Annotated in this window: 16 protein-coding genes; 11 read left to right on the top strand and 5 right to left on the bottom strand. The window is 65.4% G+C overall.

Going from position 1 to position 23,103, the window contains the following annotated elements:
* Nucleotides 1–4 precede the first annotated feature (4 nt).
* The 9 genes from cobN to IYY11_RS20730 all read left to right on the top strand — a co-directional run bounded on the left by cobN (nt 5) and on the right by IYY11_RS20730 (nt 10,787).
* On the top strand, nt 5–3,433 hold the full coding sequence (cobN, locus tag IYY11_RS20770; protein ID WP_196405625.1) for a cobaltochelatase subunit CobN: 3,429 nt from the start codon (nt 5–7) through the stop codon (nt 3,431–3,433).
* Nucleotides 3,417–4,697: a precorrin-3B synthase gene (gene cobG / locus IYY11_RS20765; protein ID WP_196405624.1), complete on the top strand. Its 1,281-nt coding sequence runs from the start codon at nt 3,417–3,419 to the stop codon at nt 4,695–4,697. Before cobN ends, cobG begins: the two co-directional genes overlap by 17 nt.
* Nucleotides 4,694–5,326, top strand: a complete 633-nt coding sequence (locus IYY11_RS20760) for a precorrin-8X methylmutase (protein ID WP_196405623.1) — start codon at nt 4,694–4,696, stop codon at nt 5,324–5,326. The genes cobG and IYY11_RS20760 overlap by 4 nt, the downstream gene beginning before the upstream one ends.
* Nucleotides 5,323–6,087, top strand: coding sequence for a precorrin-2 C(20)-methyltransferase (locus tag IYY11_RS20755; protein WP_196405622.1), 765 nt, complete (start codon nt 5,323–5,325; stop codon nt 6,085–6,087). Before IYY11_RS20760 ends, IYY11_RS20755 begins: the two co-directional genes overlap by 4 nt.
* On the top strand, nt 6,084–6,836 hold the full coding sequence (gene cobJ, locus IYY11_RS20750; protein WP_196405621.1) for a precorrin-3B C(17)-methyltransferase: 753 nt from the start codon (nt 6,084–6,086) through the stop codon (nt 6,834–6,836). Before IYY11_RS20755 ends, cobJ begins: the two co-directional genes overlap by 4 nt.
* The gene (cbiE, locus tag IYY11_RS20745; protein ID WP_196405620.1) at nt 6,833–8,035 is read left to right on the top strand and encodes a precorrin-6y C5,15-methyltransferase (decarboxylating) subunit CbiE; all 1,203 of its coding nucleotides are present in this window, start codon (nt 6,833–6,835) and stop codon (nt 8,033–8,035) included. Before cobJ ends, cbiE begins: the two co-directional genes overlap by 4 nt.
* A gap of 189 nt (nt 8,036–8,224) precedes the next feature.
* A complete protein-coding gene (locus IYY11_RS20740) occupies nt 8,225–8,629 on the top strand; it encodes a cobalamin biosynthesis protein (RefSeq protein ID WP_196405619.1) in 405 nt (134 codons plus the stop codon).
* On the top strand, nt 8,626–9,390 hold the full coding sequence (gene cobM, locus IYY11_RS20735; RefSeq protein WP_196405618.1) for a precorrin-4 C(11)-methyltransferase: 765 nt from the start codon (nt 8,626–8,628) through the stop codon (nt 9,388–9,390). Before IYY11_RS20740 ends, cobM begins: the two co-directional genes overlap by 4 nt.
* Nucleotides 9,387–10,787: a cobyrinate a,c-diamide synthase gene (locus tag IYY11_RS20730; protein ID WP_196405617.1), complete on the top strand. Its 1,401-nt coding sequence runs from the start codon at nt 9,387–9,389 to the stop codon at nt 10,785–10,787. Before cobM ends, IYY11_RS20730 begins: the two co-directional genes overlap by 4 nt.
* Nucleotides 10,788–11,020: 233 nt before the next feature.
* Here the strand turns inward: IYY11_RS20730 and IYY11_RS20725 are convergent, their stop codons facing one another.
* Both IYY11_RS20725 and IYY11_RS20720 read right to left on the bottom strand, forming a co-directional pair.
* A complete protein-coding gene (locus IYY11_RS20725; protein WP_196405616.1) occupies nt 11,021–12,277 on the bottom strand; it encodes a murein L,D-transpeptidase family protein in 1,257 nt (418 codons plus the stop codon).
* A gap of 155 nt (nt 12,278–12,432) precedes the next feature.
* Nucleotides 12,433–13,398 carry an acetyl-CoA carboxylase carboxyltransferase subunit alpha gene (locus tag IYY11_RS20720; RefSeq protein ID WP_196405615.1) on the bottom strand — a complete coding sequence of 322 codons (966 nt, stop codon included), beginning with the start codon at nt 13,396–13,398 and terminating at the stop codon, nt 12,433–12,435.
* A 174-nt stretch (nt 13,399–13,572) separates the two neighbouring features.
* Here IYY11_RS20720 and IYY11_RS20715 point away from each other — a divergent pair, with 174 nt between their 5' ends.
* Nucleotides 13,573–14,457 carry an alpha/beta fold hydrolase gene (locus IYY11_RS20715; protein ID WP_196405614.1) on the top strand — a complete coding sequence of 295 codons (885 nt, stop codon included), beginning with the start codon at nt 13,573–13,575 and terminating at the stop codon, nt 14,455–14,457.
* A gap of 18 nt (nt 14,458–14,475) precedes the next feature.
* Here IYY11_RS20715 and IYY11_RS20710 read toward each other — a convergent pair whose 3' ends face one another.
* The 3 genes from IYY11_RS20710 to IYY11_RS20700 are packed head-to-tail and all read right to left on the bottom strand — an operon-like array spanning nt 14,476 to nt 20,147.
* A complete protein-coding gene (locus IYY11_RS20710; protein WP_196405613.1) occupies nt 14,476–15,834 on the bottom strand; it encodes a TolC family protein in 1,359 nt (452 codons plus the stop codon).
* Nucleotides 15,831–18,977, bottom strand: coding sequence for an efflux RND transporter permease subunit (locus IYY11_RS20705; RefSeq protein WP_196405612.1), 3,147 nt, complete (start codon nt 18,975–18,977; stop codon nt 15,831–15,833). Before IYY11_RS20705 ends, IYY11_RS20710 begins: the two co-directional genes overlap by 4 nt.
* Nucleotides 18,978–18,986: 9 nt before the next feature.
* Nucleotides 18,987–20,147, bottom strand: a complete 1,161-nt coding sequence (locus IYY11_RS20700; protein WP_196405611.1) for an efflux RND transporter periplasmic adaptor subunit — start codon at nt 20,145–20,147, stop codon at nt 18,987–18,989.
* 305 nt (nt 20,148–20,452) lie between these two features.
* On the opposite strand from IYY11_RS20700, the gene pepN reads away from it, so the two are divergent.
* A complete protein-coding gene (gene pepN, locus IYY11_RS20695) occupies nt 20,453–23,089 on the top strand; it encodes an aminopeptidase N (RefSeq protein WP_196405610.1) in 2,637 nt (878 codons plus the stop codon).
* The last annotated feature ends 14 nt before the right edge of the window (nt 23,090–23,103 follow it).

The following is a 23,103-nucleotide window of genomic DNA, read 5'->3' as shown; positions in this document are numbered from 1 at the left end:
CGCCATGCATCTTCTCCCGCGCGATCTCCATAATCTCGACGACGCCGGCGCCGCCGTCGATCTTGGACAATCTCCCGCGAAGATCGTGTTTCTGTCCTTTTCGGATTCCGAGCTGCGGCTGCTGGCGCGGCTCTATGAACAAAGCGGCGCGACTCTCCCGAGCTTGCGCTGCGCGTCGCTGGCGCAACTTAAGCACCCCTATTCCGTCGATCTCTATCTCGACACTGGGGCGCGACATGCGCGGCTGATCGTCGTGCGGCTGCTCGGCGGCAAAGATTATTGGCCCTATGGCGTCGAGCAGCTCGAGGCGCTGGCGCGCGCGAAGAGTATTGCTCTCGCGATCGTTCCCGGCGATGCGCACGACGACGCGCGCCTGAAGCAGGCGTCGACACTCGGCGCGGAGACGCTCAATCGAATTTGGCGGTTCTTTCAGGACGGCGGTCCCGATAATCTGCGTTCATTCCTCGGCTACGCCGCGACTCTCGCCGGCCATCCGGCGCCGTGGCGCGAGAGCGCTCCCGCCGCCAGCGCCGGGAAATTCCAATCCGCTTGCCGCGCCGACGGCGAATTGCGCGCGACGATCGTCTTCTATCGCGCCATGTTCCTCGCCGACGACGTCGCGCCGATCATCGCGCTCGCCGATGCGCTGGCTGAGCGGGGGTTTGCGGTCGAGGCGGTTTATGTGGCGAGCCTGAAAGAGGCGGAAAGCGAAGCTTTCGTTTCGCGCGCGCTTGAGGCGTTCGCGCCAGACGTCATTCTCAACGCCACGGCTTTTTCGGCGCGGCGCGATGCGGGAAGCGTGCTCGATGGCGCGGACGCGCCGGTGCTGCAACTCGCGCTCGCAACGTCTTCGCGCGATGCGTGGGAAGGCTCAACGCGCGGCGCGAACGGCGCCGATCTCGCGATGAATGTCGTCTTGCCTGAAGTTGACGGACGCATTTTTACGCGCGCGATTTCCTTCAAGGAGGAAGCGCAGCTGCGTCTTGCGGCGGAATTCAGCGAAACGCGCCACGCGCCGGAACCCTCGCGCATCGATTTCGTCGCGAATCTCGCATTGAACTGGGCGCGGCTGCGCCGCAAACCCAACGCGGAAAAAAGCCTCGCGCTCATTCTCTCGGATTATCCGGCGCGGCGCGGCCGTGGCGGCTACGCCATCGGCCTCGATGCTGAGGCGAGCGTGCATGAGATCGTCTTGGCGTTGATCGATGCGGGATATGACGTTGGCAATGACGCCGACAACGCGCTCCCCTCTCCCGCGGGCGGGAGAGGGTGGCCTTGCGAAGCAAGGTCGGGTGAGGGCCCTCATCCGTCGTCGCTCCGCGACGACACCTTCTCCCGCCAGCGGGAGAAGGTGCGCGCATTATCTTTGTTGCGATGCCTTGAAGACCAGAAGTTCGTTGTCAGTTTCCCGCTTGCCGACTATCGGGCGTTGCTCTCGACCCTGCCCGCCTCCTTCGTCGCGAGCGTCAACGCCGCATGGGGCGCGCCGCAGGATGATCCTGCCGTCGTCGACAGCGCCTTCCGCTTTTCCTGTCTCGAAGCCGGCAAGCTCATCATCGCGCTGCAGCCCGATCGCGGCGCGCGCACGGAGCGTTACGAGTCCTATCACGACATTCAACGCCCGCCGCGTCACGCCTATGTCGCCTTTTATCTCTGGCTGCGGCATCAGCGAAGGATCGACGCGCTCATTCATCTTGGCGCGCATGGCACGCTCGAATGGCTTCCCGGCAAATCGGTCATGCTGTCCGAGGCGTGCGCGCCGGAAGCCGTGCTCGGCCCGACGCCGCTGATCTATCCGTTCATCGTCAATGATCCCGGCGAAGCCGCGCAGGCGAAGCGCCGCACATGCGCCGTGACCATCGGCCATCTGACCCCGCCGCTCGTCGACGCGGAACTCTTCGACGCGGCGGCGACAGTCGAAACGCTGCTCGACGAATATGCGACGGCAAGCGCGCTCGACGCGCGCCGCGCGCGGCTCGTCGCCGGCGCCATCATCGACGAAGCCGAACGCAGCGGTCTTGCCGCGGAATGCGGCGTCTCGCGCGAGATGGACATCGCCGAAACCTTGACGCGGCTCGACGCCTGGATGTGCGACCTGAAGGACATGCGCATCGGCGACGGGCTGCATGTCTTCGGGCGCGCCGAAGAAAATTCCGACGTCGATCCTGCGCGGGGCGCCTGCGCGCGCGCCGAACGCGAGGCGCTTGTGGCCGCGCTTGCGGGCCGCTTCGTCGAGCCAGGCCCGGCGGGCGCGCCGTCGCGCGGGCGCGCCGACGTTCTGCCGACGGGACGCAATCTTTATTGCATCGATCCGCGCCATGCGCCCACGCAAACGGCCTATGACATTGGCCGACGCGCCGCCGCCGAGGTGATGACGCGCCACGCGCAACTGCATGGCGAATTCCCGCGCCGCATCATGCTCGACCTGTGGGGCAGCGCGACGATCCGCACCGGCGGCGAGGATTTCGCGCAAGCGCTCGCGCTTCTTGGCGTCGCGCCGCGCTGGGATGCGGCGAGCGCGCGCGTCATCGGCTTTGAAATTCTGCCGCAGGCGCGGCTCGAGTTTCCGCGCGTCGACGTGACGCTGCAGGTCTCGGGGCTGTTCCGCGACATGTTCGGAAATCTCATCGCGCTGTTCGACGACGCCGTGCGCGCGGTCGCCGCGCGCGATGAAGACGCTGAAATCAATCCGTTGAAAGCGGCGGACGATCTGCGCCGCGTCTTCGGCGCCGCTGACGGCGCTTACGGGCTTGGCGTGAGCGATCGCGTTCTGCGTGGCGAGTGGTCGAACCGCGACGATCTTGCACGCGCCTATCTTGGCGCCGCAGGTCACGCCTTTAATCGCGCGGGCGAAAGCAATGAGGCCGTCGCGGCGTTCAGCGCGCGCGTCGCGGGCGCCGATGCGCATGTCCATGTGCAAGACATGGCCGAAGTCGACGTTCTGATCGGACCCGCCTTCGCCGACTACGAAGGGGGCTTTGCCGCCGCCAACGCCATGCTTGGCGGCGACGCCGATTTGGTGCATATCGATGCGACGCGGCCGGAACGGTTACGGCCGCACGCTCTGAAAGACGAAATCGCGCGCGTCCTGCGCATGCGGCTCGCCAATCCGCAATGGCTGCAAGGCCAGAAGCGGCACGGCCACCGCGGCGCCGGCGAAATCGCCGAGACGATAGACAATCTCTATGCTTTCGCCGCGACGAGCGGCCTCATTAGCGATGCGCAATTCGATCTCGCTTTTGACGCCACCTTAGGCGATGATGCGACACGGGTTTTTCTCGCCATGGAAAATCCCCGCGCGCTCACCGCAATCGCACGGGTTTTTAGCGAAGCGCTCGCGCGCGGCTTGTGGAAGACGCAACGCAACAGCGTGCGCGGCGCCTTAAGCGATATCGAACGCCAAGAGGGAGGGCGTCTTGCAGCCGAGGCCTGAGATCAAAGGCTGGTGTCCCGGAGCCTTCGCGCCGATGCCGAGCGGCGACGGTTTGCTGATCCGCGCCAAGGCGGTCGGCTCTCGCATGAGCGCGGCGCAGGCGCGTGAGATCGCGAGAATTGCGGACAACTGCGGCAATGGGCTGATTGATCTCTCGCAGCGCGCGCAATTGCAGCTGCGCGGGATCAGCGAGGCGACGATCGCCGAAGCCCTGCGCGGCCTCGAGGCGATCGGCATGCTCGCGCCCAGCGCCGACGCCGAACGCGTGACGAACGTCATTGCATCGCCGCTCGCCGGGCTCGTCGCCGGCGTTTTCGACGCCAACGCCATGGCTGTGGAGCTTGCTGCGGAATTGCAGCGCGACGCGGCGCTGCGCGCGCTCCCGCCGAAATTTCTGTTTCTTCTGGATGATGGCGGCGCGCTGTCGATCGCCGACGTCGAAGCCGACATTCGGATCGAAGCGATTACAAACGGCGGCGTCGCAATTCGCATCGCTGGCGTTTCCAATCGCGCCGTCGTCGTCGCGACCGATGACGCGCTCGACGTGGCGTTGCGCTTTGCACGCGCCTTCGTGGAGCTGCGCGACCGTCATGCAAATAGCTTCAGGCGCGTCCGCACGCTGGTTGAGGCGCTCGGCGCCGACGCGCTGGCGCGTGCGGCTGGACTCGTCATGCGCGTCTCCAGGGAAGCGCCCGCGCCCGCATCCCGTGCGCATATTTTTGGCGCGCAACGCTGCGGCGCGCAGGCTTTCGCCGGCGTCGGCGCGCCCTTCGGCCGCTGGCGCGCAGATGAACTCGCCGCCGTGGCCGATCTTGCACAAAGCGAGGGAACAGGCGAACTGCGCCTCACGCCCTGGCGCGCCTTGCTGATCGTCACGCTCGATGAAGACAACGCGCGACGCATCGTCGCGCGCGCGCAAGACCATGACCTCATCACGTCGGCCGACGACACGCGCCTTGCCGTCATCGCTTGTCCCGGCGCGCCGGAATGTCCGCAGGCGAACGCGGAGACCCGCGCGCATGTGATGGATCTCGCGCCGCTTGCGCAGATGATCGGTGGCGCTGACGGCGTTGGCCTTCATCTTTCGGGCTGCGCAAAAGGCTGCGCCCGGCAAAGCGCCTCGCCGATCACGCTGCTTGCCTGCGCTGAAGGGTTCGATCTTATCGAGAACGCCGGCGCCGACGGCGCGCCGCGCTTCAGATCGCTGACCTTCGAGGCGGTGATGCGCGAACTCTCCGCGCGCGCAAACGGTCGGACGCAATGAGCCGCCGTTTCGACTATATCCACGAAGGCGCGCAGATTTACGCGCGTTCGTTTGCGACCATTCGCGCCGAGTCGAATCTATCGCGTTTCACGCCGGAGCAGGAAAAGATCGCCGTGCGCATGATCCACGCCTGCGGCATGGTGGAGCTTTCTGACGACATCGAGTTCTCGCCGGACTTTGTTGCGGCGGCGCGTGACGCGCTGCAGAAGGGCGCGCCGATCCTCTGCGACTCCAACATGGTCGCGCATGGCGTCACCCGTTCGCGTCTGCCGGCGGAAAACCAGGTGGTCTGCACGCTGCTCGAGCCGCGCGTGCCGGCGCTCGCCGCCGAGATCGGCACCACGCGCAGCGCCGCGGCGCTGGAGCTGTGGCGCAACCGGCTGGATGGCGCATTGGTCGCGATCGGCAATGCGCCCACCGCGCTGTTCCGTCTCCTCGAGATGATTGACGAAGGCGCGCCGCCGCCGGCCGCCATCATCGGCATGCCGGTCGGCTTCGTCGGCGCGGCGGAATCGAAGGACGCGCTGCGCGAATACGGCCGCGTCCCCTTCGTAATCGTGAAAGGCCGGAAGGGCGGCAGCGCCATGGCCGCCGCCGCCATCAATGCGCTGGCGAGCGAGCAGGAATGAACGCGCTCGCCTCGACATCGCATGAAGGCGTCGCGACGCTCGGCGCGCTGATCGGCGTCGGACTCGGTCCTGGCGATCCGGAGCTTGTGACGGTGAAGGCTGCGCGTCTGATCGGCGCGGCGAACGTCGTCGCTTTTTTCGCCAAGCGCGGCCGCGCGAGTCACGCGCGCGCCATCGCCGCGCCTTATCTCGCGCCGGGTTGCGAAGAGATTGCGCTGCTCTATCCGGTGACAACGGAGATTCCTTTCGATCAACCGGAATATGTCTCGTCGCTTCAGCGCTTCTATGAAGATTGCGTGATGCGCATTCGCGCCGAGCTCGAAGCCGGACGCGACGTAACGCTGCTCTGCGAAGGCGATCCGCTGCTCTACGGCTCCTTCATGCATATGTTCGCGCGGCTTGACGCGCGTTTTCGCGTCGAGATTTGCGCCGGCGTCTCCGGCATGTCGGGATGTTTCGCCGCGGCGCGCCAGCCGATGGCCTGGGGCGACGACATTCTCACCGTTCTGCCGGCGACGCTCGATGAAGACAGGCTTGCGTCACGCCTCGCGGAGACCGACGCCGCGGTGGTGATGAAGCTTGGCGGCAATTTCGCCAAGCTGCGCCGCGCCATGACTCGCGCCGGCGTCATCGATCGCGCGATCTATGTCGAACGCGGCGCGATGCCTGGCGAAAAGATCATGCGCTTCGCCGACAAGCGCGACGATGACGCGCCCTATTTCTCGATGGCGCTTGTTCCGGGACGAGGCCGGCGCCCTTGAGCGGCGCGCTTGACATCGTCGGCCTTGGCCCGGCCGACGCGCGATGGCTGACTCACGAGGCGCAGGCGGCGCTCGACGAGGCGCAGGACATTATCGGTTATGCGCCTTACGTCGCGCGCGTCGCTGAGCGCGCGGGGCAGACGCGGCTTGCAAGCGACAACCGCGTCGAGATCGACCGCGCGCAGGAGGCGCTGGCGCGCGCCGCGCAGGGCCGCCGCGTGGCCGTCGTCTCCGGCGGCGATCCCGGCGTCTTCGCGATGGCTGCGGCGGTGTTCGAAGCGGTCGATTGCGGCCCGCGGGAGTGGCGCGATCTCGATATTCGCGTGCTGCCCGGCGTCTCGGCGATGCAGGCGGCGGCGGCGCGGCTCGGCGCGCCGCTCGGCCATGACTTTTGCGCGATCTCGCTCTCTGACAATCTCAAGCCGTGGGACGTCATCGCCAAGCGGCTGGAACATGCCGCTCAAGGCGACTTTGTCATCGCGTTATATAATCCCGCGTCCCGCGCGCGACCGACGCGCATCGACGACGCCTTTGCGCTGCTGCGTCGTCATCTTCCCGGCGAGACTTTCGTCGGCCTCGCGAAATCCGTCGGCCGCGAGAATGAGGAGATCATTCTGACGCGACTTGATGAAGCCGAGGGCGACAAGGTCGACATGTCGACGCTTGTCGTTATCGGCGCGAGCGGCACGCGCCGCATTTCGCGCGATCGCGCGCGCGACTGGGTCTATACGTCACGGAAGGCGACATGAACGCGCCATGGCTGTCGCTGATCGGCCTCGGCGAAGACGGCGCCGAGGCGTTGACGCCGGCGGCGCGCGCGCTCGTCGCGCAAGCCTCGGTGATCGTCGGCGGCGCGCGCCATCTCGCGATGATCGACGCGCCGGCGGAGCGCCTGCAGTGGCCCTCGCCGCTCTCCGAGGCCTTGCCGCGCATTCTCGCCCAGCGCGGCAAGCCCACGGTGGTTCTCGCCTCAGGCGATCCCTTCTTCTACGGCGTCGGCGATCTCATCGCGCGCCACGTCGCGCCTGACGAAATTTTCTGCGTTCCGGCGCCCTCGGCTTTTTCACTCGCGGCCGCGCGGCTCAAATGGAGCCTGCAGGATTGCGCGCTGCTTTCACTGCACGGCCGCGCCTTTGAGCGTGCGACGCCGCATCTGCAGCCGCGCGCAAAGATCATCGCGCTCTCCTGGGACGAGTCGACGCCTGCGCGCCTTGCCCGCCATCTCGTGGCGCGCGGCATGGGCGGCTCGCGCCTCCATGTGCTCGAGCGGCTCGGCGGTCCACATGAGCGCGTCCGCGACGCGCGCGCCGACGCCTTCGCGCTCAATGACATTGCGACGCTCAACACGGTCGCCATCCAAGTTGACGCCGGCGGAGACGCAGCGGTGATTCCGCTTGCGCCGGGCCTGCCTGACGAGTGGTACGAACATGACGGGCAGCTCACCAAGCGCGACATCCGCGCCGTGACGCTCTCCGCGCTCGCGCCGCGCAAGGGCGAATTACTGTGGGACGTCGGCGCCGGCGCCGGCTCCGTCGCCATCGAATGGATGCTGAGCGATCCCGCAAACCGCGCCATCGCCATCGAGCGGGACGCTACGCGCGCGGCGCGCATCGCGCGCAACGCGCTGTGGCTCGGCGTCCCGGATCTGCGCGTCGTCGCGGGCGAAGCGCCGCAAGCGCTCGCCGAACTCGACACGCCGCGGGCGATCTTCATCGGCGGCGGCGCCGATGCGGCGACGCTCGCAGCTGCGTGGGACGCCCTGCCCCATTTCGGACGCGTCGTCGTCAACGCCGTCACGATCGAGACTCAGTCGCTGCTCGCCGACGCCTATCGCGACAAGGGCGGCGAGCTATTACATCTGCAGATCGCGCATGCGCGTCCCATCGGCCGCTTCCATGCGCTCGACCCGGCAATGGCGGTCACGCAATGGCGCGCGGTGAAGAGATGAATGTTGCGACAGCGCGCACTGCCTCTCCCTATGGAGAGGGCTGCCCCGCGCAGCGGGGCCGGGAGAGAGGTTTCCATCCTTGTTCATTTTGCGAAGATCATTCGGTCCAACGGCGCAGCCAATTTCGGTCGATGGATACTCCTCACCCCGGACCTTCGGTCCGACCCTCCCCCGAAGGGGCGCGCGCCTATGACTGACGCTCCGCTTTACGCCTTCGGGCTCGGCGCAAGACGCGGCGTCGCCGCGAACGATATCGTCGAACTCGTGCGCCGCGTCGCGCAAACGCACAACGTCGACCTGCACGAGGCGAAGCTTTGCGCGCTCGAAAGCAAGGCGCAGGAGACCGGTCTGCACGAGGCGGCGCGCGAACTTGGGCTTGAACTCGTCTTTTTGCCGCTCGCGGCGCTGCGGACCCGCAAGGCGCGGGCGGCGACCCATTCGCCGCGCGTGCAGGCGATGTTTGGAGTCGGCAGCGTCGCCGAAGCCGCAGCGCTTGTTGGCGCCGGGCCAGGGAGCCGCCTTGTCTCGCCGCGCGTCACGACCCCCGTCGCCGCTTGCGCACTGGCGCGACGCGCCGAGGACGAAAACTCATGACCGTGCATTTTATCGGCGCCGGTCCCGGCGCCGCTGATCTGCTCACCTTGCGCGGGCGCGATCTCATCGCGCGATGCCCGGTCTGCCTTTACGCCGGCTCGCTCGTGCCAGCTGGCGTGCTGGCGCATTGTCCGCCGGGGGCGCGCATCGTCGATACCGCGCCGCTGTCGCTCGACGCCATCATCGCAGAAATGCAGCAGGCCCATGATGCCGGCCTGGACGTCGCGCGGCTGCATTCGGGCGATCTCTCGATTTGGAGCGCGGTGGGAGAGCAGATGCGCCGCCTCGACGCGCTCGGCATTCCTTGCACAATGACGCCGGGCGTTCCCGCTTTCGCAGCGGCGAGCGCCGCATTGAAGCGCGAACTCACGCTGCCCGAAGTCGCGCAATCGCTGGTGCTGACGCGCACGTCGGGGCGCGCCTCGTCGATGCCCGAGCGCGAAAGCCTCGCGACATTCGCGCAATCCGGCGCGACGCTCGCGATCCATCTCTCGATCCATGTTCTGGCGCGGGTCGTGGAGGAGCTGACGCCCTATTATGGCGGCGGCTGTCCCGTGGCCCTCGTTTATCGCGCCTCATGGCCCGATGAGCGCGTCGTGCGCGGCACGCTGGCCGACATCGAAACGCGCGCCGCCGAGACGCCGATGGAGCGCACCGCGCTCATTCTCGTCGGACCGGCGCTCGCGAGCGAAGATTTCCGGGAAAGCGCGCTTTACGACGCCGATTATGATCGGCGCTTTCGGGCAAGAGGCGAAAGGTGAACGCGCCTGGCCTGCTGATCGGCGCCGCGCGCTCCTCCTCGGGCAAGACGACGCTGACGCTCGGCCTGATGCGCGCGCTGATGCGGCGCGGCTTGCGCGTCGCCCCGGTCAAATGCGGGCCGGATTACATCGACCCTGCCTTTCACGCGGCGGCCACCGGCCGACCGGGCGTCAATCTCGATTCATGGGCGATGGACGCCGATTTGATCGGGCGCCTCGCCACGCGGGCGAGCGAGGACGCTGACATTGTAATCGCCGAAGGCGCGATGGGGCTCTTTGACGGCGCGCCCGGCGGCGCGGCGGGCGTGGGCGCCTCCGCCGACGTCGCCGCCTTGCTCGGCTGGCCGGTCGTGCTCGTTCATGACGTCTCCGGCCAGGGGCAGACGGCGGCGGCGATTGTTCGCGGGATCGCTGGACACGACGCGCGCGTAAAGGTCGCCGGCGTCGTGCTGAACCGCGTCGGCTCCGAGCGTCATCGCAGACTCGCTGGCGAAGCGATCGAGGCGCTGGGCGTCCCGGTGTTTGGCGCGCTGCCCCGCGACGAGGCGGTTTCCCTTCCCGAACGCCATCTCGGCCTGGTTCAGGCCGGCGAAACCCAGGGGCTCGACGGACGTCTCGAGGCGCTTGCGGATTTCATCGAAGCGCATGTGGATGTGGGTGCAGTGACCGAGACTGCGCGCGCCGCCCCCTCCCCGACCCTCCCCCGCTTCGCGGGAGAGGGAGCAAGGCGGCGCACGTCATCAGCAACACGCGAAACCATCGTGAGCGTCCCCTCTCCCGCCGCCAGGCGGGGGAGGGACAGGGAGGGGGTCCTTCCGCCTCCCGCGCAGCGCATCGCGGTCGCGCGCGACGACGCGTTTTCCTTCTTCTATCCGCATCTCGCGCAGAGCTGGCGCGACGCCGGCGCGGAACTTTGCTTTTTTTCGCCGCTCGCCGACGAGGCGCCGCCGGACGATTGCGATCTCTGCTGGCTGCCGGGCGGCTATCCGGAGCTGCACGCCGGTCGGCTGTCGGCGGCGCAAGGCTTTATGAAGGGCTTGCGGCGTTTCGCTCAGAGAGGGTGGCTCCATGGCGAATGCGGCGGCTACATGGTTCTTGGCCGCGCGCTGATCGACGCGGCAGGCGAGGCTCATGAAATGGCCGGACTGCTGGAACTGGAAACGAGTTTCGCCCAGCGCAAATTGCATCTCGGCTATCGGCAGGCGCAACTCGCGGCAGACCACCCGCTGGGCGCTGTCGGATTTCGACTGCGCGGGCATGAATTTCACTACGCGACTGTTCTTCGCGAAGAAGGCCTGCCCTTCGCGCTGGCGCGTGACGCCTATAGCGATGATGAGCGCCCAGCCGGACTGGCGAGAAACGGCGTTTCCGGCTCGTTTTTCCACCTGATGGCATAAAAAAGGGCCGCCGGACGAACCAGCGGCCCAAGTCAAGGGAGGAAACGCCCAAGGAGGGCTACGAAGCAAGACAACTCTCGCTGCGTCGCACTGTTATATTGCTGCGCCGCACAAGAGTCAAGATATTTTTCGCTACACTGCAAAGCTTCAGCTAGTGGCCGCCCGCCGGCCTTGGACAAAAAGAAAGCCGCGCCGAGGCGCAGCCTTGAGTTTGCTCGAAGGATCCGAGGGTCTTAAAAAGATTTGGTCGAATGAACGGCGGCGGATTTCCTGACGCCGATAGAGGCCGGCGGCGTCGGAATATCTCCCGCCGATGCGTCCTTGCTGGAACGCACCAGTTTTTTCACGCTGTTGGTGGGGCTTGGATCCGAGACTGCGAGCGCCGACAGGTCACGGTGGTCGCTGCGCATCGGCGCCATGGCGACGACGCGGGTCTGCCGGCTTTGGTCAGCAGCCTTCGCCCCGGTCAGGGTCACGACCGGCGATTTGACGGCGAGATTGGCAGCTGCCGACCCGGCGCCTCGGTTCGGCTCGTCGAGGGCGATCTCGGTCGGCGGAAGGATCGTTTCCGGCCGGCTGACCTCTGGAACCCGCGACGCAAAGGCCGGGTGCTGGCCGCCGTCCTGATAAACGATCCGCACCGGCTTCACGCCGCTTTGCGCGAGCTGGGCGATTTTGGCTTGGTCCTTGGCGCTCTTCTCGGCCACCGCCTGGGCGATCTCCGGGTCCTGTTTGAGCGGCGGACAGGCCGCGTCCGGATCGAGATTGGCCGCGCCGGCGGCGTTGAACACGTAGCGCCGGTTGCAGAAGGCGACCTGCGGCTCCTGCAAGGTCACCTCAAAATGATCGGAGCCTTCCTTGAGCTGCTTCCAGAAGTCGATGTTGGGATCGAGACGATGCTTGGCGAGATTTTCCGCCGTCATCTTGAAGGGGAAGGATTGCATCTGGATCGCGCGTTGACCGCCGCCGAGCGACGAGCGGGCGATCGCGTAGATTTCGGCGATCTGCTTGTCGGTCATGGAGAAGCAGCCGGCCGACGAGCAGGCGCCATGCACCATGATGTCGCCGCCCGTGTGGCCAAGGGCGCGGTCGAGCGCGTTCGGATAGCCGACGTTGAACGACAGATAATAGCTTGAGTTCGGATTCATCTGCGCCGGGCCGATGGCGTAAAAGCCTTCCGGCACTTGGCGGTCGCCCTGGCGACGCTTGGGGCCGAGCTGACCCGACCAGCGGCACATCGGAAACGTCTTCAGATGGACGTAATGACCGTCCGACCGCATCTTCCAGATTTCGAGCTCCGCTTCCTTTTTATAGGCGCGGATCAGCATCGGCGCTTCCTTGGTCGTGCCGGCCTGCTCCATCAGCGCGACAGTCTCGGAAGGGATCGGCGCAAGCGAGCGATGCGCGAGACCGCTCTGCTCGCAGGCCGAAAGCGCAAAGGCCGCGAGGACGGCAAGCCCCAGCGCCGGCGCTATGCCTCGAGTCTTCATAATGTCCCCTCTGGCGGCGCAGTCGCCTCGCGAAGGTCTCAAAAGCGAGCCGCCGCGCCTGATCACGAAAAACAAATAATGGGACGAGAACATGTCCGAATTAGCGAAGAATCGCACGCGTACGGGCTTTTAGGGCCAATCTTCTGGAATTTACGTTAACGCTTCTCTTCAAGTTTCCGGCCCATGGCCAAAAACTTGTCGGCGCGGAATTGTCTCAGCTGTTCGCGCGACAAATTCGACAGGCCGGCAAGTTCCTTGGCGAGCGCGTCTCCGACTGCGCCAATCGCCGCTTGGGGATCGCGATGGGCGCCGCCCGGCGGCTCCGTCACAATCAGGTCGATGATGCCGAACTTTAAGAGATCCTGCGCTGTGATCTTCATGCTCGTCGCCGCCTCTTGCGCCTTGGCGGAATCGCGCCACAGGATCGAGGCCGAGGCTTCGGGCGACGCGACGGTGTAGACCGAGTGCTCAAGCATCAGCACTCTGTTGGCGGCGGCGATCGCGATTGCGCCGCCGGAGCCGCCCTCGCCCACCACCACCGCGACATTGGGCACGCCGAGCAAGAGCGACACGTCGGTCGAGCGGGCGATCGCCTCGGCCTGCCCGCGCTCTTCGGCGTCGATGCCCGGAAACGCGCCAGCCGTATCGACAAGCGAGACCACCGGCAGGCCGAAACGGTCGGCGAGCTCCATCAGGCGTACCGCCTTGCGATAGCCTTCCGGCCGCGCCATGCCGAAATTGTGACGAAGACGGCTCGAGGTGTCCGAGCCCTTCTCCTGGCCGATGACGCAGATCGGCTCGCCGCGGAAGCGCCCGAAACCGCCGACGATCGCGAAGTCCTCGCCGAACAGCCTGTCTCCGGCGAGCGGCGTGAACTCGTCGAAAAGCTGCCGCACATAATCCGAAAAATGTGGTCGCTGCGGGTGCCGCGCCACCTGGATCTTTTGCCAGGGCGTCAGGCCGGCGTAGAGATCCGCGAGCGCCTTCGCGGCTTTGCCCTGGAGCTTGCTGAGCTCCTCGCCGATCGACACGGCCTCTCCGTTTTCGGCCAGCGCACGCAGTTCGTCGACCTTGGTTTCGAGTTCTGCGACGGGCTTTTCGAAGTCGAGATAGGAGCGCATTGAGGCGGCGTTTTCCTTTAGGCGAGGGACGCCTCGCGGGCGCGGGCAAACTCGCCGCAACCGGGTTTGAAGTCAAGGAACACAAAGCGCCAGCGGCGCAGTTGCGAAACTCGATTCAGAGCGTCAAAGTCGCCGTCGACGGAGTAGGTTTCATGATGCGGGAATGGTCGTTCCATGGCGTCTGCGCAAGAGCCGGTTAGCCGCTACATTCGCGCGGCCGACGGGCTCCGCTTGCACTATTTCGACTATCCCGCGCCGCCGGGCGGCGGCGGGAGTCCGCTCCTCCCGGTCGTTTGCCTGCCCGGGCTTGCGCGCTCAGCCGATGATTTCGACCGCGTCGCCAGAACCCTGCAAGCCGACGGCCGCAGGATTCTTGCCCTCGACTATCGTGGACGCGGCCGATCCGACTGGGATCAGGACTGGCGCCGCTATGCCTTCGACGTCGAACAGGGCGACATCGCGGCTCAACTTGCCGATGCAGGCGTCGCGCAAGCGGTGTTTATCGGCACGTCACGCGGCGGTCTTCACACGATGCGCATCGCGGCGCGCCGGCCCGGCGTCGTACGCGGCGCCGTGCTCAACGACATTGGACCGAAGATCGAGCATGCCGGCCTGCTCCGCATTAAACGCTACGTCGGCAAGCTGCCGCCCATCCCGTCTATGCGCGAAGCGATCGCGTTGATGCGGATGACCGCCGGCGTCGATTTTTCCGGCGTCTCGCCGCAGGAGTGGGAAGACTATGCGCGCCTCACCTTTGTCGAGAAAGACGGCAAGGTTCAGCTGCGCTACGATCCGGAATTGTCGCATACGCTCGACTCTGTCCTGCCCGACGTTGCGCCAAAGGAACATTGGGACGACTTCGCCGCGCTGTCGAATGTTCCCATTCTCGCCATCCGCGGCGCGAACTCGGACATTCTCTCGCCCGAGGTCTTCGACGAAATGGCCCGGCGCGCGCCGCGCCTTGAGCGCGCCTGGGTCGAAGGCCAGGCGCACGCGCCGCTGCTGCTTGATCAGCCGACAATTGCGCGCATCGCGGACTTCGTGCGCCAATGTCCATAAATCGCGCGTCACCCACTGCTAAGGCGCATATCCCTGCGCCTGATTAAGTCGGGAGATCGCGACGCCGACATTGATTTCGGCGTTCGCCTCCATGCGCTGCGCCTCGAGTTGAATCTGGCGCACGCGATAGAGATCGAAGGCGCTGATCTCTCCAAGCTTGAACGCTTTGCGCGACAGGTCGAATTGATCGTTGGCGACGATGAGACGGGCGTTGGCGAATGTCGCTGCGCGCCGCGCCGCCGCCAATGATTCACGCGCAGCTTTTATCTCCGCCAGCACGACGCGCTTCGCGCGTTCATATTCGGCTGTGACGCGATCCATCTCGGCAAGCGCCTCGGCGCGTCTTGGCTCATTTCGACCGGCGGTCGGAATCGCAATCCGTAAGCGCACGCCAACTGTCGTCGCATCGGTGCGCTGGTCGGAAATTTGCTGCGACGGGTCGGTCGAATATTGATCGTTATGTTCCTGGCGGCCAAAAATTCCGATTTCGGGATTATCGATCGGCGTCGCGTCGACAAGCTCCGCCTGCGCCCGGGCGCGCGCAAGCGCGGCGCGCGGCGCGCGCAGCGATGGATGCTCCTCGATGTCGATGGCCGGGCGCACCGATTCCAATGCGCCGCTGGGCGGCGCGCCGCCGGTCAAGGCCATGTAAGTGACCTGCGCCACTTTTACCGCGCCCTCCGACTGCGCAAGCTCCGTTTCAGCGGCGAGCGTTTCGTTCTTGGCAAGCAGCGCATCGGTCTGGGCGGCGTCGCCAAGCTCGACGCGGCGCGTCATGTCCGCGCCGATATCGCGCGCAGTGGCGACGCGATTGCGCGCAACGGAAACTTCCCGCGCCGCACGCTGCGCGTTCCACCATGCGTCGCGCAAAACGCCGGCGACTTCCAATCGACGGAGCGCGAGGCGCTCCTCCACCTCGAAGAGTCCGGTGTTCACTGTTCCCGCGAGGGCGTCTCGCTGCCCCGGCAGCCATAACGGCATGCCCAGTTCAAGTTCGGTCTCGTTGTAGTTTCGTAGATTGCCGGCGGCCGCATTGCGCTGATAGCCTGCGACATAAGGCGAGCCTGGCGTCAGCGAATTGACCGTCGCGTAACGCGCGGAGATGGCGCGAAACTGCGCCTCGAGCGACCGGCTCTGGGCGTCGATCAGGACAGCCATCTCAAGATGTTTCGCCAACACGCCGCCGCTTCGCTGGGATGGCGGCCGCGCAGCGGCTTTCTTGGGCGATGTCACGCGCGCCTTCTTGGGCGCAGCTTTGACAGACGCTTTGATTTGCATCTCCGCCGGCTCGCCCTGCTCCTGTGCAAAGACTCCCGTCTCGAAAGGCAAAGCGAACGCAAACAAGGAAAATGCCGTGTAGACCGCGCCTATCTTCATGCGCGAGCGTCCTCGCGCTCATGCATCGGCGCGGGTCGCCGCATCGCGCGCGCGCGGAACTTCTGACGAATGGCCAAGCCCAGATTGGCGGTGCGGTCATAAAGAATCGGCAGCAGGATCAAGGTCAGCACCGTGGCCGAGATCAGCCCGCCGATGACGACGATGGCGAGCGGGCGCTGGATCTCGGCGCCGGGCCCATGCGCGAACAGGAACGGTATCAAGCCGAAGGCCGCGATGGTGGCGGTGAGCATAACGGGCCGCATGCGCCGACGCGCGCCCTCTAACACTGCTTCGCGCGTGCTGCGCGTGCCTTCAGCCACAAGCTTATTGATGTAGGAGATGAGCACGACGCCATTGAGAACCGCGATTCCGATAAGCGCGATAAAGCCGACCGACGAGGGCACGGACATGAATTCTCCCGAAAGCCACAGGCCCAAAATGCCGCCGATCGCCGCGAAAGGCACATTGCAGAACACCAGCGTCGCCTGTAGCACCGAGTTGAAGGTTAGATAAAGCAACAGGAAAATCAGCGCCAGCGCGATCGGCACGACGATCGCGAGTCGGGCCGATGCGCGTTGCTGGTTTTCGAACTGGCCGCCCCATTGATAGCGATATCCTGGCGGCGTCTTTACGTTTTTGGCGACGGCTTTCTTGGCTTCGTCGACGAATCCGACAAGATCCCGTCCCGTCACATTGGCGAGGACGGTGGCGAAGCGACGGCCTTCCTCGCGAATGATCTGGATCGGCCCGTTTTCCACGCGCACGTCGGCGAGTTGCGACAGTTCGACGACTTTGCCTTCCGACGACACCATCGGCAGCCGCGCGAAATCGACGGATGAGCGGCGCGAGGTCTCCGAGCCGCGGATGACGAGCGGCGTGCGGATCGGCCCTTCCAGCACGATGCCGACCGGCTGACCGTCGACCCACACGCGCAGCGCGTCCTGAATCTCGCCGGCGTTCAGGCCAAAGCGCCCGGCCGCCAGCCGATCGACGCGCGCCGTCAGATAGCGCATGCCGTCGTTCTGCAGACCGAAAACGTCGCGCGACCCCTTGATCTTGCGCAATGTCGCGGTAACCTCGCGGGTGAGGCGGTTGAGTTCATCGAGATCGTCGCCAAATATCTTGACGACCACGTCGCCGCGGGCGCCGATAATCATTTCCTGAACGCGCATGTCGATGGGCTGCGAAAAGGCGTAGGAAATGCCGGGCATGCTATCGAGCACGGCGCGAATCTCGCCCATCAGCCAATCTATATTCTTGCCGCGCCATTCGCTTTGCGGCGCAAGCGTCAGGAAATTATCGGTGTCGTTGAGGCCGACGGGATCGATGCCGAGTTCGTCGGCGCCAGCCCGGGCCATCATTCCCTTGACTTCCGGCACGCGCTCCATGATTGCGCGCTGAATGCGCATGTCGGTCTCCGCGGCCATATTGACGCTGATCGTCGGATGTTTGCGGATGGTGATGACGGGCGTGCCCTCGTTCATCACCGGCATGAAGGTCTGGCCGATGCGCGAATAGGCCGTGAAGGCGACGACGAGGCCAATGACGGCGGCGGCGCCGACAATTAGCGGCTTGTCGAGGGCGCGCTTGAGCAGCGGTTCGTAGACGGCGGCGAGCTTGCGCACAAGCCAGGGCTCGTCGGCATGGCCCGGCTTCAGCAACGTCGCGCTCAGCGCCGGCACGACGGTCAGCGACAGCACGAGCGCCGATCCGAGCGCGAAGGCGATGGTCAGCGCCACCGGCGCGAACAGACGCCCTTCCAGCCCTTCGAGAGAGAGCAGCGGCAGAAACACAGTGACGATGATGACGACGCCGGAAGTGAGCGGAACGGCGACCTCGCGAGTCCCTTCAAGCGTCATGAAAATGCGATCGGAAAGACTGACATCATGCGCGTGCGCCATGCGATGTTCGACGTTCTCCACGACGACGACCGCGCAGTCGACCAAAAGTCCAATGGCGATCGCAAGACCGCCGAGCGACATGATATTCGCCGAGAGCCCCCACCAGCGCATGATGCCGAACGTCGCGAGCGCGGCGAGCGGCAAAATGACCGACACGACAATCGCGGCGCGTAGATCGCCGAGGAACAAGACAAGCAGGATGACGACAAGGACGATGGCCTCGATCAGCACTTTCTGTACGGTCCAGACCGCCTTGCCGATCAATTCGCTGCGATCGTAGAAGATTTCGATCTTGGCGCCTTTCGGCAGCGTCGGCTCGATCTCGGCCAGCCGTTCCTTCACGCCCTTGACGACCATGCTCGCGTCGGCGCCGCGCAGACCCAGAACGAGTCCCCACACCGCCTCGCCTTCGCCGTTACGCACGACGACGCCGTTGCGCGGCAACGCGCCATTGCGCACTTCGGCGACGTCGCCGACGCGGACGATGCCGGTGTCCCGCGCGGCGATGACGACAGACCGTATTTCCTCCAGCGATCGCAAGCGGCCTTCGGCGCGCACGAGCAACGCTTCCTCGCCATCGCGCACGCGCCCCGCGCCGTCGTTCTTATTGTTGTTGGAGAGCGCCGACTGGAGCATCTCCACCGTGACGCCGCGAGACGCCATGGCGGCGGGGAACGGCGCAACTTCGAAGGTGCGCACGAAGCCGCCGAGCACGTTGAGGTCGGCGACGCCTGGCAGACCACGGATCGCCGGGCGTATCGTCCAGTCGAGCAACGTGCGTTGCTCCGTCGGCGTGAGGTCGCCGCCGACAATGGTGAACATCACCATCTCGCCGAGCGGCGTAACGATGGGCGCGAGGCCGCCGGAGACGCCTTCCGGCAATTGGCTCTGCGCCTGCGCCAGACGCTCGTTCACCTGCGCGCGCGCCCAGTAGATGTCGGTCCCTTCCGAAAATTCGAAGGTGATCAGCGTCACCGAATAACGCGTCATCGAGCGCATGCGAACGAGGTTGGGAATGCCCTTCGCCGCGAGCTCGATCGGCACAGTGACGCGCGCCTCCAACTCCTCTGGCGTGAGGCCCGGCGCGCGCATGGCGACCAGCACCTGCACCGGCGCGACGTCCGGAAAGGCGTCGATCGGCAGTTTGAAATAGCTGACCGCCCCCCACCCGGCGATGCCGAGCGCGCCAAGAAAGACGAGCAGCCGCTGCTGGAGCGCGACACGGATCAGTCTTTCAAGCATTGCGTATCGTCACCTTTCGGCCTCGGCGAGTTCCGCCAGCAAGGTCAGCAGGCCGCGGGTCGCAACGCGCTCGCCTGCCTTGAGCGCGCCCTGGACGGACGCGGACTGCGGCGTCTCGGAAAGTAGCGTCACCGGGGTCGCGACAAAGCCTTCCGGCGAGCGCACGAACACCCAATTGTGGTTTTTGAAGTTCACCAGAGCGTCGGCGGAAACGCGCCACTGGGAAGCGTCGCCGCCTTTAAGGCGCAGGATCGCCTGGACCGCTTGGCCAGGGCGCAGCGGACTCGATCCAGTCCGAAACTCGGCGACGGCCGTGACCGATTGCGTCGCCGCGTCCACGGTGCGGCCGATGCGAATAAGTCTGCCGTCGATGCCCGCTAAGGGCAAATGCACGCGGTCGACGTTGTCGAGTCCTGCGGCGCGGCCAAGCGGCACTTGCAGATTGACCCAAATGGGGTCGAGCCGCGCAATGGTGATGAGCGGCGCCGAGGCCTGCACGCGCTCTCCGGTGGTTCCGTGTCGCTGCAGCACGGTCCCGGCGACCGGCGCGCGCACGACAAGCGCGCTAGCGAGCTTGCGCTCGCGCTGAAGCGTATTGATCTCCTGATCCGTCATGCCGGCCAGCGACAGAATTTGTCTGCGCTCATCCAGCGCCGAGCGCGCCTGAGTCGCCTCGGCGCGCGTGACGATCAATCGCCGCTCGGCGATGATATGCTCCTTGAACAGCTGCTCGTCGCGCCGCAGCTTCTCGGCCGCGAGATTCGCCTCCGAGACAGCGTGCAGGAAGGCGCGCTGGGCTTCGATGAGCTCCGACGACTTCAGTGTCGCGATCGGCGCGCCTAGTTTGACATCCTCGTCGATTGCGACGAGCAGAGTCTCGACCAGACCGGCGGCGGGGGCCGCCACGATGAGGAGCTGCTGCGGCGGCACCGCGACGACGCCCGGCACGACGAGTTCGCCCATGCCCGACTCCTTCTCGACGGGCTGAGTCTCAACGCCGGCGACGCGCATCTGATCTTCGCTGATTTTGACGAGGATCGGCTCCAGGTTCTGTGTCTCGGCGGGGGCGCCTTGCGCTGTTGGAGCGCTGAGGCCGCCGAGAACGAAAAAGCCCGAGAGAATGCAAAGGACAAAGAAAGGAGCAAGCGCCCGTCGCATGTGTGTGATCATGAACCTTCGCTTTACAGGCCGTCCGCCTGCCTTCCGCTGTCGAGGGCAGCGGGACGCGTTCCAAAGGCGAAGCGGCGCACGCTGAAGTGACGCGCGCAACAGCGGCCGCCGCATTCCTACGGCGCCGCGATGGCGCTCATCTTGCCCGGATGCGGCGACAGGCTCAAGGCAATTCGGCCGCTCGCCGGAGACTTTCCAAAAAAAACCGGCCGTGCGCGTCCGTATTCGTCGGCTCTGGACGTCGCAAACGATGGCTACCGTTCTATAATCACCGCAGAAACGTGGCCCTAGCCCTGAGGAGCGAAATGCGTCATCCGTCGACCGCCGCCATCCGGCTCGCCGATTACCGTCCTGCCGATTTCGCGATCGATTCTGTCGAACTCGATTTCAGCCTGAATCCGACCAAGACCCGCGTCTCCGCGCGACTGGCGCTCCGCCGCAATCCAGCCGGTGATTCTTCTGCGCCACTCGTGCTCGACGGCGACGAGTTGATGCTGCTGGGCGTGAAGCTCGACGGCCGGACGCTCGGGCCCGGCGAATATGAAGCGACGCCGGATCGCCTTACTCTCGCCAACGTCCCTGACGCGCCTTTCACGCTGGAAATCGACACAGAGCTCAATCCGAGCGGCAATACGCAGCTTTCCGGGCTCTATCGCTCCGGCTCGGCCTATTGCACGCAGTGCGAGGCGGAAGGTTTTCGCCGCATCACCTATTTCCTGGACCGGCCCGACGTGCTCAGCGTCTATACGACGCGCATCGAAGCCGAGAAAAGCGAAGCGCCGATCCTGCTGTCGAACGGCAATCCGATCGAGTATGGCGATGTTGCAGGATCCAATCGCCACTATGCCCTCTGGCGCGATCCGTTCCCAAAGCCCTCTTATCTGTTCGCGCTCGTGGGCGGCGATTTGGGCGTTGTGCGCGACGAATTCACGACAATGTCGGGCCGCGTCGTCGAACTGGCCATCTACGTCGAACATGGCAAGGAATCGCGCGCGGCCTATGCGATGGACGCGCTGAAGCGCTCGATGCGCTGGGATGAAGAGAAATTCGGCCGCGAATATGATCTCGACGTGTTCAACATCGTCGCCGTTTCCGACTTCAACATGGGCGCGATGGAGAACAAGGGCCTCAACATCTTCAACGACAAATATGTGCTCGCCTCGCCCGACACCGCGACCGACGGCGATTACGCCGGCATCGAAGGAGTCATCGCGCACGAATATTTCCACAATTGGACGGGCAATCGCATCACCTGTCGAGACTGGTTCCAGCTGTGCCTCAAGGAAGGGTTGACGGTTTTCCGCGACCAGGAATTTTCGGCTGACATGCGCTCGCGCGCGGTTGAGCGCATCGGCGACGTGCGCGGCCTGCGCCTCGCGCAATTTCCCGAAGACGCAGGTCCGCTCGCGCATCCCGTGCGTCCGGACGTCTATCAGGAAATCAACAATTTCTACACGTCGACGGTTTACGAAAAAGGCGCTGAAATCATCCGCATGCTGCGGACGCTGATCGGCGAGGGCAACTTCCGCCGCGGCATGGATCTGTATTTCGAACGCTTCGACGGGACGGCCGCGACGATCGAAGATTTCCTCTCCTGCTTCGCCGCATCATCGGGCCGAGATCTGACGCATTTCGCGCTTTGGTACAGTCAGGCGGGTACGCCCGTCGTGACGACGTCAGGCGAATACGATTCCGCCGCCCAGACGTTCGCCTTGAAGCTCAATCAGCAAACACCTCCAACGCCGGGTCAAAGCGACAAGAAGCCCGTCGTGATCCCGCTGGCGCTCGCGCTCTTTGGCGAGAACGGGCAAAAGCTCGATCTCGTGAGCGAAGACGCCGCGCCGACTGAACTTGCCCGTGGCTTGATCGAACTCGACCGCGCCGAGCGCGTCATCCGTTTCCGCGAGATTCCCTCACGCCCCGTGGTCTCGCTGCTGCGCGGCTTTTCCGCGCCTGTGCGCCTCGAGCCGGCGCCGGCGAGCGAGGATCTTGAGCGTCTGCTCGCCTGCGACGACGATCCGTTCAATCGCTGGCAGGCGTCGCAAAACCTCGCCTTGCGCGCGATCTTCGGTCGACTCGAAACCGGCGCATTGGACGCCCGGGGACTGAGCGAAGCGCTGCGGCTGCTGCTGGCCAAGGCCGAGGACGATCCGGCTTTGGTCGCGCAGGCGCTGTCGCTGCCGTCGGACATCGACCTTGCGCGCGAAAAAGGGCGCGACGTCGACCCGGATCAGCTCTTTGAGGCGCGCATGGCGTTGCGCGCGGAGATCGGCAGGTCGCTCGGCGCTGAGCTCGACGCGATCCACACGCGCTTTTCTGCCGCTGGCGCCTTTACGCCCGACGCCGCGAGCGCGGGACGCCGCGCATTGCGCAACGTGACGCTTGATCTCCTGGCCGCGGGCGATGCTGACAAGGGGCGATCTCTGGCCACGGCGCAGTTCGAAACCGCCGGGAATATGACCGACAAGCTCGCCGCGCTCGCGACATTGGCGCTTCTCGGCGGCCACGCGCGCGAGGAGGCCTTCGCCAAGTTCTACGCACAATACGCCGGCGACGCGCTTGTCATCGACAAATGGTTCTCGCTGCAGGCGATGATTCCGGAAGCGGCGACAACTCAGCGCGTGTTGGGTCTGATGACACATCGGGAATTCTCGATGAGCAATCCCAACCGCGTGCGCGCTTTGATCGGCGCCTTCGCCAACGGCAATCTCACGCGATTTCATGCGCTCGACGGGTCGGGATATGATTTGCTGACGGCCGTCGTTCTCGAAGTCGATCCGAAGAATCCCCAGGTGTCCGCACGGCTTCTCTCGGCGCTGCGGTCCTGGCGCACGATGGAGTCGCGGCGCCGCGACCTCATTGAAGCCCGGCTCAAGCATATCGTCGCGCAGGAAAATCTTTCGGCGGACCTGCGCGACATCGCCACGCGGGCGCTTGGCTGAGGCGCTTGGTTGAG

It is taken from the genome of Methylocystis sp. H62, assembly GCF_015709515.1.
In the GTDB taxonomy this organism is placed as follows: Bacteria; Pseudomonadota; Alphaproteobacteria; order Rhizobiales; family Beijerinckiaceae; genus Methylocystis.
This window is presented reverse-complemented; position numbering and strand designations above follow the sequence as displayed.

Coding starts and splice junctions, on each gene's coding strand:
- IYY11_RS20725 (WP_196405616.1), bottom strand. CDS start 12,277: ATGAAGACTCGAGGCATAGCGCCGGCGCTGGGGCTTGCCGTCCTCGCG.
- pepN (WP_196405610.1), top strand. CDS start 20,453: ATGCGTCATCCGTCGACCGCCGCCATCCGGCTCGCCGATTACCGTCCT.
- IYY11_RS20700 (WP_196405611.1), bottom strand. CDS start 20,147: ATGATCACACACATGCGACGGGCGCTTGCTCCTTTCTTTGTCCTTTGC.
- IYY11_RS20720 (WP_196405615.1), bottom strand. CDS start 13,398: ATGCGCTCCTATCTCGACTTCGAAAAGCCCGTCGCAGAACTCGAAACC.
- IYY11_RS20705 (WP_196405612.1), bottom strand. CDS start 18,977: ATGCTTGAAAGACTGATCCGTGTCGCGCTCCAGCAGCGGCTGCTCGTC.
- IYY11_RS20715 (WP_196405614.1), top strand. CDS start 13,573: ATGGCGTCTGCGCAAGAGCCGGTTAGCCGCTACATTCGCGCGGCCGAC.
- IYY11_RS20710 (WP_196405613.1), bottom strand. CDS start 15,834: ATGAAGATAGGCGCGGTCTACACGGCATTTTCCTTGTTTGCGTTCGCT.
- IYY11_RS20755 (WP_196405622.1), top strand. CDS start 5,323: ATGAACGCGCTCGCCTCGACATCGCATGAAGGCGTCGCGACGCTCGGC.
- cbiE (WP_196405620.1), top strand. CDS start 6,833: ATGAACGCGCCATGGCTGTCGCTGATCGGCCTCGGCGAAGACGGCGCC.
- cobN (WP_196405625.1), top strand. CDS start 5: ATGCATCTTCTCCCGCGCGATCTCCATAATCTCGACGACGCCGGCGCC.
- cobM (WP_196405618.1), top strand. CDS start 8,626: ATGACCGTGCATTTTATCGGCGCCGGTCCCGGCGCCGCTGATCTGCTC.
- IYY11_RS20740 (WP_196405619.1), top strand. CDS start 8,225: ATGACTGACGCTCCGCTTTACGCCTTCGGGCTCGGCGCAAGACGCGGC.
- IYY11_RS20760 (WP_196405623.1), top strand. CDS start 4,694: ATGAGCCGCCGTTTCGACTATATCCACGAAGGCGCGCAGATTTACGCG.